7 protein-coding genes are annotated in these 11893 nt (G+C 39.6%); all 7 read right to left on the bottom strand.

The window, feature by feature from the left end:
• Positions 1-6158: DUF637 domain-containing protein (locus tag JSS34_03135; GenBank protein MBS0185331.1), on the bottom strand; the 6158-nt coding region annotated here is incomplete at its 3' end.
• Between the two features lie 313 nt (positions 6159-6471).
• The gene (locus tag JSS34_03130; GenBank protein MBS0185330.1) at positions 6472-6696 is read right to left on the bottom strand and encodes a hypothetical protein; all 225 of its coding nucleotides are present in this window, start codon (positions 6694-6696) and stop codon (positions 6472-6474) included.
• Between the two features lie 53 nt (positions 6697-6749).
• The gene (gatB, locus tag JSS34_03125; GenBank protein ID MBS0185329.1) at positions 6750-8234 is read right to left on the bottom strand and encodes an Asp-tRNA(Asn)/Glu-tRNA(Gln) amidotransferase subunit GatB; all 1485 of its coding nucleotides are present in this window, start codon (positions 8232-8234) and stop codon (positions 6750-6752) included.
• An 11-nt stretch (positions 8235-8245) separates the two neighbouring features.
• Positions 8246-9748: an Asp-tRNA(Asn)/Glu-tRNA(Gln) amidotransferase subunit GatA gene (gene gatA, locus JSS34_03120; GenBank protein ID MBS0185328.1), complete on the bottom strand. Its 1503-nt coding sequence runs from the start codon at positions 9746-9748 to the stop codon at positions 8246-8248.
• 13 nt (positions 9749-9761) lie between these two features.
• Complete coding sequence (gatC, locus tag JSS34_03115; protein MBS0185327.1) at positions 9762-10070, bottom strand: Asp-tRNA(Asn)/Glu-tRNA(Gln) amidotransferase subunit GatC; 309 nt, start codon at positions 10068-10070, stop codon at positions 9762-9764.
• Between the two features lie 303 nt (positions 10071-10373).
• Positions 10374-11150: a hypothetical protein gene (locus JSS34_03110; GenBank protein MBS0185326.1), complete on the bottom strand. Its 777-nt coding sequence runs from the start codon at positions 11148-11150 to the stop codon at positions 10374-10376.
• Between the two features lie 48 nt (positions 11151-11198).
• On the bottom strand, positions 11199-11612 hold the full coding sequence (locus tag JSS34_03105; GenBank protein MBS0185325.1) for a hypothetical protein: 414 nt from the start codon (positions 11610-11612) through the stop codon (positions 11199-11201).
• Between the last annotated feature and the right edge of the window lie 281 nt (positions 11613-11893).

Raw genomic sequence — 11893 nt, 5'->3', positions numbered from 1 at the left:
ATCGCTCCCATCGCGCCACTGATAGCCCCTGATTTTGGATCATCTGCTTTTAAAAGGGCGCCTGTAACACCTCCTAAAATGCCATGGGCAACTTTATGAAGCATCGGATCGATGACATCGGCTCGGTAAGCATGCCCAATTTGATTCGCCCCATAACTTCCAATGGCTCCTGCTCCAGTTGCCGCAATTCCTGACGTGAGGGCTTCAGAAGCATTGGCCCCTTGGATCGTAATAGAAAGAGCCGTTGAAACACTGGCACTTAAGGCGCTTGCTTGGAGATGCTCTCCAAAAGACTTATCTCCCGGCGTTAAATCAATCTTCAATTCATGCGCAAGTCCAGCTGTGATGCCTCCGGCTAGAGCGGTTGTGGCAAGAGAACGGGCAACTTCATGTGTCGCAAGTTCTTTAAGGGTTTCATCAGGCTTGAGTCCATTGGCGGCAAGTGAACAAGCAGCTTGAGAGCAAAGTCCAGCAAAAGCCGCATTCGCAGCTCCTGCTGCTATTGCACCGCTTGTGCCTATTCCCGTTATGCCGATACTTGCAGCAATTCCTGTTCCACCGGTGGCCATGTGAAGTCCAATGGTGGTTGCAAGTCCCACAAGGGCTGCGATATTTGGATTTATTTTGGAGCCAGCTACGCTTGTTTCTTGCCAAGTTCTTAAAATTCGGATGTTTTCTTCATAGTTTCCTTGGATTTTAGTTTTAAGGCGATCCCACTGAACATTTGTTAAGGTCATGGATCCATGGGGAGAGACGACAACATCCACATTCAAAATTGTCGGAATCTCAACCTCTTGGCCTCCTCGGGTTTCTGCTTTGAGTTTTCCAAGTGCACTCCTATGGGATGTTGTTGAGAAAAAAGCCATTTCTCTGACTGTCGGGCCTAAAGAGGCTCCTGTCACTGTATTGTCATAGAGCGTTGTCCCTGTGAGTCGTGTTCCTTCGATTCGGGCCTGCGCCGTATTGATATGGATTTGAGGAGCAGAAAGAGCTGCTTCTTCACGTACTGGCTCTTGTGTTCTTTGACGCTGAGTTCCTTTTGATCCAACACCTGAGCTGAGGGTTTCCGAGATCGTTTCTTGAACCCCAATAGCGCCTTCTGTCTCAAGACGGCCTCCTTCAAAAACAAGGCCTCTTCCTGCACTTTCCTTCAGGGCTTTCAGTTTGATGGTGTGTTCCGGATTCACCACATAGGTTGACGTGTTTTGAGACGTTGATTGGCTGGGATGAAAAGCATCACGACGGCTTTCTGTTCTGGACTTTTTTCCAAGTTTTGATTTGCCTTTTGTCGATGTGGTTGAATGGAGAACAAGGGGCTCAATTGTTAGATTCCCGTTTTCAACTTCTCGTCTGACATCAAGACCTTTTGTTCTTGTTCCGATTTCAGAATAATCTTCTTGAGCATGAATGTGCACAAGACCTTCCGAGGTTGTTTCTTGAATCGGGCCTGCAACTTCTTCCATTCGCCACGTATTCTTTCCAAGACGTGTTGTTATTGTATGTTTGGGTGTTTCTCGATGAATTCTTCGTCCTTTTAAAAGCGTTTCAGCTCTGGGATTTTCTCCAACGCCACTGTGAAGACGTGTTCCAATATGGCTTTGGTCTTCAATTGTTTCAATTGAAAGACGTTCATGGGCTCTCATATCACCAGAATCTTGATAAGGGTTAATGAAAGCAGGCGGAATGATTAAGGTTGCAGCCAATGATGTTTCATCTTTTAATGCTTTTACTTTTTCTTCTGCAAAAAGAATCATAGGGTGTGTTTCTTTTTCATATCCTTCTTTAAGAAGACATTTTCCTCCTTTTTGAGCTTCATAATCGCGTCCATTTTGAAAAAGCCAACTCCAAAGTTTTTGTCCTGTAAATCCTCCAATGTTGAGAGTGGCACAATGGGTGGCGATGGCTTGCTGTAAAATCAGCTCAAGAGGAATACCAAAAGGTCGCCTGAGCGTTTCTTTTCTCTCAAGCTGATAGAAAACGCGTTGAAAAACAAGCGCCCGTGAGGAAGAAGAGGGTACTTGGGGCTCAAGCATTTGTTTAAACTGTCCCGCGCCATATGTTTGTTCAGCAAATTCCGGAATATTAAGGAGAAGATGTGTATTATCTTGAGGCTGGCTTCGATGGGGTACAAGATTTTTTCCCATAAAAGAAGCGGATTTTACAGAAATCTTAAGAGCATCCATTGTTCCACTAAAATTCATATGATCTGTTTGAATATCAATTTCTTCCCCAACAACGATGTTCCCGCCACTGATTCTTCGAAAGCCCCACCCATGTGAATCTGCGTCCCACCCCATTGCTGGTAAGATATGGAGCCTTGATCTCACAGCATCTGTTCCAGCTTGTAGCATTCCGTTGATATAAACAGAGCCAGACACATAAAGATCATTTCCAACAACAGAAAGATCACTCCCTACAATTTTTAAGTCTTTTCCACAGGTTATACGAGCAGCTTCAGAACGATGCCCTGCGCTTCGCATGTTATGGCATCCTCCATAACTTCCATAAAAAACTTCAACAGGTCCCAAACGATGATATCGTAAATTTCCGTCAATGCTTAAAGAGCCTTTCGTCATCAAGTTTGAAGAGAGAATATCAAGTCCTCTTTCTGGGGATCTCAAATCCATCTCAAGACCGCTATAAAGGGTTCCATATTTTCCAATAAGTTTCCCTCCTCCTTCTACCTGAAGGGTTAGATTGCCGTCTGAACTGATATAGCTTCCGTTGCTTTTATGATGATTTAAATACCGGTATATGGTTCCAACATAACTATGCCATCCATGAAGAGGGACCTCATTTGGAATGATGATCTCCTCTCCCAATTGAAGATCTCCTTGGGATGAAAAAAGGGTTGTATCTCCTTTTGCATAGATCGTCCCATACCGGCAATCAATTCCATGGGCCTTAATCCTTAAGGTGTCTTCTAAGATTTCAAGGGCTCCCATATGAGCATTGCTCGGTCCCATGATAAACGGCCCCTCAGCCTCAATTTTAAGTTTTTTCAAGCGCAAAAGAGCTTTGACGCAGAAAGATTCTTTTAAAACAAATTCAAGATTTGCATCGAAGACAATGTCTTGATCAACGGTGAGATGATGTCCTTCAAGAACAATATGTTCCGCATAAAGACCTTTGAGATCCTCTTCTCGTAAAACAGAATACGTTTTTGGTTTTTGGACATGAAGTGTTTGGGCAATAAGAACGCCATGGAAAGAGGGGTGTGCATAGAAAAGTTTTTGTCTTGCCTCAATTTGTCCGAGATTCTCAAAAACTTCAGAAACAAGAGAAGGCGTTGTTCCTTCTTCTTGTGTTGATGTCAATTTCCAAAAAACGCCATTCAAGGAGACATGGCCTTCTTGCCCATTCAGAAAAGACTTAAAAGTATGTGTTCCTGAGAGAAATTTAAGAAATCCCTGGTTCTCAAGAAATTGAAATCCAACAATAGACTTTTCAAAAAAGCAGGTTTTAAAGTTTCTAAAAACCTTTAAGTTTTTGAAGCGCCCGCCCTTTATATGGAGAACACCATGATTGTCAAAAACAGGAGCAGGAACTTCTACATCTGCGTCTATCAGCCTTAAGCTTCCTGAATTCTCATAGACGGTTGAGACAGAAAAATGATGAGAAGCTTCTGCTTTTCCCGAGTTTGAAAAGACGTGCGTGCAAAGACCTTTTGTCCGCAATGTTTTAGACGTATGCATTTCTTTAACATCTGTTGGGCCAAAGAACATGTCTCCATTGTTGAAAACCGAAGCTTCTGGAAAACAGAAAGATCCTTCTGTCTTTAAAAGTCCTTTTGACACCACACGATGAATCTTGCCATCAGCCGACTCTTGAATCATGATGCTGCCGTCATTGGCAAGATCATCAAGTATTAACGAGGATTTTTCTCGAACCGTTAAAACGCCGGTGGAAGCATTATTGAGAACATCACCTGCCATTTCGAGGCTTTTAACATCGCACGTCCCAGTGTTGAAAAGCGTAAAAAGAGTCAATTCAAAAGCTGATAACAGTTTTTCATTGACAAGTCTTCTCAAAGAAAGGGGGCCCATCCACGCCTCTCCTCTGTTTACAAAAGAAGTCATGGGCAGGAGGGTCTTTCCTTTTACTTTCAGAAAAGACTCTGAAAAGCCTTCTTCAAGCGTTCCCATTAAATCTTCTCCAACTTGAAAAAAACCAGCGTTTTCAATTTTTTGAAGGTCGACATGGCAACTTCCTTGAATGTCAATAGAAGCCCCTTTTTTATTCTCAAAGGTACTTCCTTTTAGGAAAAAATCTCCTCCTGAAAGGGCTCCTCCATTCACAAAATGACCCTCGCTTTTAAAAATATCCGCAAAGATAAGTCCTTTATTGACTAAGGTTCTTGGAAAAATAAGGTCTAAATAAGATGTGCAAATGTCTCCTGAACAAAAGAGACTTAAATGTGGAGATCTTAAAGCAAGAGCCTCTCCTCGGATGTGTCCCTCAAAAATCGAATCTTCTGTGCCATTTTCAAAATGCTGAATCTCGATAGACGCAGGGTTCTCTTGCTCACCAGCATACAAGAAATTTCCATGGTTTAGAAAATTTCCATCTCCATAAAGTCTGTGGATATAAAAGCTTCCAGCATTTCTAAAAAGAGAAGAGAGGTTAAGAGAGAATGTTAAAGATCCTAAATATCCTCTATTTTCTCCATTTTTGAGGGTGATTAATCCTGAAGCTTTCATCATTCCCGTGTTATGAACAGCTTCTGCCTCCAATCTAAAATCCGAAGTGATTTTTCCATTGTTCAAAAAAGTTCTGCAAAACCCTTCTATTGTGTCTGTTTTTAAAAGGTCTTGGTTGATAAATATTCCTTGAAAAGCAGAAAAAAGAATTTTCTGAAGTCGTCTTTCTGCGGATGCTTGATATGAAATCTCACCACATCCTATAAATTCCCAAATTTTAAGAAATAATGAAGCTTCTGGTTTGATCATTGTCTGTGTTAAGCTTGTCAAAGACCAATGATCTGCTTTTACATATCCTGAAACGGTCAGAAATGTTGAGTCGGTCAATATATGCTCAAAAGTAAGGTGTGAGCTTTCCTTCATGGCAAGAGCAGGGGCTTTTAAAAGAGCCTTTGCCCCATTTATACGTCCTTTATTTAAAAAGGAAGAAAAGGATCGGACTTTTAAATCTGGTGCGTCTAGAATCCCGTCTTTTTCATTAATTCCTTCTTTATAACTAAGAATTTTTCCTTCTTTTGTTGCAGTCAGGGAACCTTTATTATAAAAAATCCCGAAAGAAAGAACTTCGACATCTTCCCCTTTGATATTGTGCGTATTGACGAAAGACTCCAAAGCTGTAAAGAAGACTCTTGTGCCATTCACACTTTTTAAATTGAGAATGCGATTTCCGTGAACCGCAATTTCTTTTCCTTTGAGTGTTCCTTGGTTTTCAAATCCAAAAACACGCTGCATAAGTGTTTTTCCGACAGCACCAAATGTTCCTGCGTTTATAAAGTTATTTTTGTAAAAATCTAAAACAAGATCTTGATCAGAGGAAAAAGTTCCTAAGTTGATAAAAGAGCCTCTTGGCATTGAAAAGGAAGCTGCCTTTAAAATGGAGCCAGGTAAAATTTGAATATGTCCTTTATCATCAGTTGTTAATACAATCGCTTCTTCAAGATCTACCTTTTCTGAAAACGTAATATTTTTTCCTTCAATCCAAGCGCCTTTAAGACAGACATTTGAAAATGAAACATCGTCTTCAGAACTAAAAAAATAGGTTTTAGTGGGGTCTTTAAGTCCTGTTATTTTTAAAGAGCCTGACCCATTGTAAGAAAAAGCTTTAAGAGCTGGAAATCTTCCTATAAAAGCATTTTCTGCGGAAGTTAAGGTTTTTGGATCGATAACTTTTCTAAATGCATCTTGAAGCGTCGTTGTTTTCTCTTTGTGAGAGCCATAAAAAAGAGGAATGACGACTCTAAAGGCATCTTCACCTTCATAGGCATATCCTGGATCTTTTAAAGTAACATCAATATGAAGATTGCCTTCCAAAGAAGTTTTTTGGCGTGAGACATGTCGTGTCATCCGAATGGTATAATCTGCTTGATCTTCACGCATGCCCCAAAGTGGGTTCGTAATGAGATGACAATAAGCGATAAGAACCAAAAAATGAATAAGTTTCGAGAAATACTTTGCCATAAAATTTCTCCTAAATTTAAAAATCTTTATTTTTAAAGAAAAAAAGTCCTTATTACTTTATTTATATAAAATAAAATATGAGTGTTTACTTAAACGTTGATGAAATCTTCAAGGCAAAATGCTTTCAGATTTCTCTATGAACTTCATTTTTCCTAAAAAATACCTACAGATGATATGAAGTCTAAACAAGATTTTTTAAAAGTCAATACTTTTTTGAAAATTATCTTTTTTACTTTATGACCTAAATTCTGAAATCAGGAGCGTGTTTTGAGTTAATCTTATATCCAACGCCAATAATTGCATCGAGATTATATCATTTTTTGGCGTCGTTCTTCTCGTTTTCGGCAGGTGTTTCCAAAATGGAAATAACTGATTTTTCTGCCAATTTTTCGGACTCAGAGGTATTTTTGAAATGTTTGTTGATGGCTGGAATTTGCATCGCAAATCGCACAATTATCTTCTTCTGTGGCAGCCCAATGTTATGATCTTCATATAAAACATCAATCTTAATTTTGTCGTCCTTTGGTGTCTTTGACATCTTCTCGTCTTTGAGGGGAGAGAGGATTATCTCAAAGACTAAAATAAGGACCTTTAGGACCTTAAAGCCTGTTTTAAAAGATCATTCACCATTTCAGGCTTTGCTTTTCCTTGCATGTGTTTCATGACTTGTCCCACAAAAAAACCAAAGAGTTTATCTTTTCCATTTTTATACTCCTGAACCATGGACATATTTTCGGCTAAGACACGTTTAATAACTTCTTCAATAGCTGCAGAGTCTGTAATTTGGAGAAGGCCTTTTTCTTCCACAATGGAAGAGGGAGATTTTTGAGTTTCCCAAAGCGTTATAAAGACATCCTTTGCAATTTTTCCAGAAATCGTATCGTCATTGATAAGATTGACAAGCTCAGCCAAATGTGCAGAGGTAACAGGAGACTCTGCAATCGTCTTATTCTCTCGATTTAAAGCTGCAAAAAAATCACCCATCATCCAGGTGGCGAGAAGCTTAGATCCTGTTTGTTTGTTTTTAAGAAAGGAAATCCCATCTTCATAAAAATGAGCCAGAGCTTCTTCTGCAACAAGAACGTCTGCTTCATAAGACGTTAAAGCATAGGTGTCAATGAAGCGCTTTTTTTTCGCATCTGGAAGTTCTGGAAGCGTTTTTTGAAGAGATTCTATCCAATTCTTATCAAGAACAAGAGGAAGAAGATCTGGATCTGGAAAATAACGATAATCATGTGCATCTTCTTTTCCACGCATGGATCGTGTTTCTCCTTTTGTGGGATCGTAAAGGCGCGTTTCTTGAGCAATAGATCCACCTTCTTCAAGGATTTCGATCTGACGGTGGGCTTCATAGTCAATGGCTTGTTGAATAAATCGAAAAGAGTTTACATTTTTAATCTCAGCACGTGTCCCAAATTCAGCACCTGGTTTTCTGACAGAAACATTAATGTCAGCACGCATGCTTCCTTCATCCATATTGCCGTCACAGGTTTTCAAATATTGAAGAATCATGCGTAATTTTTTAAGATAACAAATTGTTTCTTCCGCACTTCGAAGATCAGGTTCTGAAACAATTTCCATCAATGCAACCCCACATCGATTTAAATCGATATATGACTTTTTAGGATGTTGATCATGGAAGCTTTTGCCAGCATCTTGCTCAAGATGAAGACGTGTAATATGAATACGTTTTTGACGACCATCTTCAAGATCAATATCGAGATAGCCTTTTCCCACAATGGGGTGATAAAGCTGAGAAATTTGATAACCTGAAGGAAGGTCAGCATAAAAATAGTTCTTGCGATCAAATTGAGAGATAAGATTTATGGTTGCATTAATCCCAAGCCCTGTTTTGACAGCTTGTTCAACACAATATTGGTTTAAAACGGGAAGCATGCCTGGAAAGGCTGCATCAACGAGGGAGACTTGTGTATTGGGTTCTCCTGCAAAAGCTGTTGATGCTCCAGAAAAAAGTTTTGACTGAGAGGTGACTTGGGCATGAACTTCAAGGCCAATGACAATTTCCCAAAGTCCTGTGCGACCTTCGATGAGAGAAGAGGAGGGATCGTGAGGCATGATGAATCCTTTTAAGAATTGGGAAGAAAAATAGTTTCAGGCGTCAACCCTTTAAATTCAAGGGCGTCTTCAAGGGCATAGGCCACATTTAAGAGGGCGCTTTCCTGAAAGGCAGGCGCGATCAATTGCAAGCCAAGAGGCAGCCCTTTTTCTGAAAGGCCTGCAGGAACTGAGATGGCGGGTAGGCCTGCAAGAGAAGAGGGAACGGTAAAGACATCGTTCAAATACATTTCAATTGGATCTTTGGGTGGATTTTCCACAGAAAATGCACCACTGGGGGTTGTGGGGGTAAGGATAAAATCAATGCCACTTTCAAATGCTTTTTTAAAGTCTTCTGCAATTAAAAAGCGGACTTTTTGAGCTTTTAAGAAATAAGCATCATAAAATCCTGTGGAAAGAACATATGTTCCAAGGAAAATACGTCTTTTAACTTCTGCTCCAAATCCTGAGCCCCGGGTATGTTCATAAAGATCATTTAAAGTGTCTCCAGGATGCTCATTCCGAACACCAAATCGCACGCCGTCATACCGTGCGAGATTAGAAGACGCTTCTGCTGGGGCCAAGATATAATAAGTTGGAAGCGCAAGATCTGTATGCGGAAGAGAAATCTCTTCAATGATGGCGCCACGTTCTTTGAGAAGTGCAATGCCTTTATCCCAAAGTCGCGCAATATCCTCAGAAAGACCTTGAGGACGATATTCTTTAGGAATACCAATACGTTTTCCTTTTATATCTCCTGTGATAGTTTCTATATAGGCTGGAACATCAACCTTCGCTGATGTTGAGTCCTTGGAATCATGTCCTGCCATATATTGAAGAAAAAGAGCGGCATCTTTGACACATCGCGTATGGACGCCGGCTTGGTCTAAGGAAGATGCAAAAGCCACAATGCCATACCGTGAGCATCGTCCATAGCTGGGCTTTATACCAACAAGGCCACAGTAACTTGCAGGTTGACGAATCGATCCTCCCGTATCTGTTCCCGTTGAAGCAATGGCTGCAAAGGCTGCAACGGCGGCTGTGGATCCTCCTGAAGATCCTCCTGGAACAAGAGGCGTACTTGGAAAGCTTGGAGACACCCAAGGATTCAAAGAAGGGCCATAATGGCTGGTTATCGTTGAAGATCCCATGGCAAATTCATCCATGTTTGTCTTTCCCATTAAAACAATCCCGTTCTTTTTAAGTTTTTGAGAAACAGTCGATTCATAGGGAGGGATGAAGTTTGAAAGAATTTTTGAGGAAGCAGATGTTAAAATGCCTTCCGTGGCAAAAAGATCTTTATGGGCAAAGGGCAGTCCATCGAGAGGCAGCGAAGAGGAACTTTTATAGCGTTTGTCAGATTCAAGCGCATTTTGGCGTGCAACATCAGAAGTTTCCGTTACAAAAGCATTCAGAGGCCTGATTTTTTCCATTTGAGAAATATAACTTTCACAAACTTCAAGGGCCGATATATCTCGTTTTTTCAAAAGATTCAGAAGGTCGCATGCTGAATAGGTCAAGAGGGTGTTTGACATGGTTTTTTTCTCCTTATTCAACAACTTTGGGAACAACAAACATATTTAAAACAACTTCCGGTGCATTCGAGAGAATTTTTTCGACAATATTTCCATCTGTGACATGATCTGGACGCAGAGGTTGCGAGGTATGGAGTTCTTGAAGGGGCGTTGAGAGGGGAGGTGTCGTCGTTGTATCCACTTGATTCAAGCGATCAATCCAGTGAAGAATTCCGTCCAATTCTTGAACAAGAAGAGGGACTTCTTTTTCAGAAATCTCAATGCGTGCAAGTTTGGCAATTTTTAAAACAGTGTCTTTTGTAACAGAAGATGTGGTTGACATAATTTTTTCCATAAGATGATCGTCAAAAAGAATGACGATTAACCTACCGTATCCCTTTTAGAATCACAATTGGAAAAATATCGAAAAAAAGAATTTTGAAAATATTTTTAAGATACTTTAAAACAACCAGGACAGAAAAAGAGTCCTTTAGGCAAAGGATAACTTTTTTCTAAAGATACTTTGTTATTTTCCATAGCTCTATCAAAATGACGAGGGAAAATTGGGAAACCACTTGAGGATTATTTTGTTCTGAAAAGCCTCGAGCCTAATGTGTCTTATAGTTTTTTTATTCTTTTCAGCATTTTAAGACAAGAAAAGAAGTCCTCCTGCTTCAAGATCGGGTTTAATGTCTATAATAGGTTCATAATGACCATTCTCTTTATATTTCATAACGTTCCATTGTTGAGGTGATGTTTCAAAAATATGAATAGAAGGATCTTTATAGAGAAGATAAGTATCGTTAGAGTAGATATCAATAAAATAATCCGCAAGACACCGAAAAGACATCCCATAAAAATTTCCATCTAATCCAAACCCTACCTTTTGAAGAGCAGAAAAAATGTGCCTTTCTTTTAAAGTAAGATCTTGAAGTTGTGGGAAGGAATAATCGCGTATAAATTTAAGATGTTCATTTCCGTCAAGGTCTTTGACATTTTTTACATAGATTGTTGATGGTGGGGATTCTACCATTGCGATGCGGATTTCAGGCCCTAAAGGCCCTGTGGTTTTTATGTGTCTTGGTACTATTTCAAGTGTTGTTCCCATAAGAAGCCAATTATGAGCATTTGGGTTATAAATGATATGAATGGTTGGGTCACCTATAAAACAATAAGAAAAAATCCCAAGTGCGTGACTGTCCGAGAACAATTGAGAACATCGGCTTGGAGACATCGTTCCAACGCCTCGATTAGTGATGAGCCCTCCTTTCAATAATGCTTGATATATATGATTTTCGCGTGGGTTCAAAGGATTTCCATAAAGAAGGGGGACAGGAGTTGTGTTTGATAAGGAAGAGGGCTTTGAATGGTTTTGGGAGGGAAATGATAGCGGAAATGACGGCGTAGATGGTTTTGGTGCCAATTCAGAAAAAGAGACATTATGAAGAGGATTCTCGATAAAGTTGTAACCTTAGCTCGAGAGGGGAGGAATAAAAAAAGAAAAACCTGTTGGTGTGGGTTTAGGATGAAAAAAAGAGTCTAATGGTGGAAAGAAGCCATTTGCAAATACCCATTTATCATCTATTGAGTTTACCTGATAAAACCCCATATGATAAAATGAAACTCCCGCCGATGTCATGAAAGGTTCAAATTGAGAAGCGTATCTTTTTATATCAAAATTATCGAAAGAAAAAGAGCTTGGCAAAGCTGCCTTTAAAGCTTGAAAAATATGAGCTTCTTGGGGAAGAAGGCTTTTTTTTGAAGGCTGCCTTAAAAAAGGCTTTTCAAAATCTTCATGCTGTCCACAGGACTCCATTCCATCAGTTTTTCCATTTATAAAAAAACCGGTTGCTAAAAAACATATGGTTAGGTTTGTAAAAGACACACAGGACAATTTTCTAATAACACGCTATATCATTTTAAATATTTTCTATATTTTAAGTCATAATAGTTACAAAATTTTGATAATTTTAATAAAATATATATACGTTAAATTTCAAGGCCTTTAAAGAAAATAATGGAAAATACAAGACTTTTTTCCAGAGCGCGTTAGTATAATTTTTTACCCAGATTGAAAGAGGTTAAGAGACATCGTCTTCTCTTAGCCTATCTCAGGTTTTTTATTTGAAATTCGGACAATAGAAGTCAGAAATTAAGAAAATTCTG

It is taken from the genome of Pseudomonadota bacterium, assembly GCA_018242545.1.
Classification (GTDB): domain Bacteria; phylum Pseudomonadota; class Alphaproteobacteria; order 16-39-46; family 16-39-46; genus 16-39-46.
The sequence above is the reverse complement of the archived record's forward strand: the minus strand, read 5'-3'. Positions and strand labels throughout refer to the sequence as shown.

Coding starts and splice junctions, on each gene's coding strand:
- gatB (MBS0185329.1), bottom strand. CDS start 8,234: ATGCCTCACGATCCCTCCTCTTCTCTCATCGAAGGTCGCACAGGACTT.
- gatC (MBS0185327.1), bottom strand. CDS start 10,070: ATGTCAACCACATCTTCTGTTACAAAAGACACTGTTTTAAAAATTGCC.
- gatA (MBS0185328.1), bottom strand. CDS start 9,748: ATGTCAAACACCCTCTTGACCTATTCAGCATGCGACCTTCTGAATCTT.
- JSS34_03130 (MBS0185330.1), bottom strand. CDS start 6,696: ATGTCAAAGACACCAAAGGACGACAAAATTAAGATTGATGTTTTATAT.